Source organism: Tolypothrix sp. VBCCA 56010 (genome assembly GCF_050875635.1).
Classification (GTDB): domain Bacteria; phylum Cyanobacteriota; class Cyanobacteriia; order Cyanobacteriales; family Nostocaceae; genus Hassallia.
Map to the genome: position 1 here is coordinate 1 of NZ_JBPAOH010000562.1, position 207 is coordinate 207.

At 45.9% G+C, this 207-nt stretch carries 1 protein-coding gene; it reads left to right on the forward strand.

All coding sequences use genetic code 11. The features are described 5' to 3' along the window. Positions 1 to 207, forward strand: a 207-nt coding sequence (locus AABK37_RS42360) for a transposase (RefSeq protein WP_432557326.1), incomplete at both ends; no start/stop codon positions are given.

The following is a 207-nucleotide window of genomic DNA, read 5'->3' on the forward strand; positions in this document are numbered from 1 at the left end:
GGCGAATACCGTTCTCATCCCTGTAAGCATCCAGTTCGCCTAGTTTCTGTCTTGTGGGGTGCCACTTGGTATTACTACCTCACCAATGTAGTTGACCCCCAAACCTTATCTGCACAACAACTGTGTGAATTATATCGAAGACGTTGGCGAATTGAAGACGCATTTCTCCTAACAAAACGGCTTTTGGGGTTAGCCTATATCTGGGTT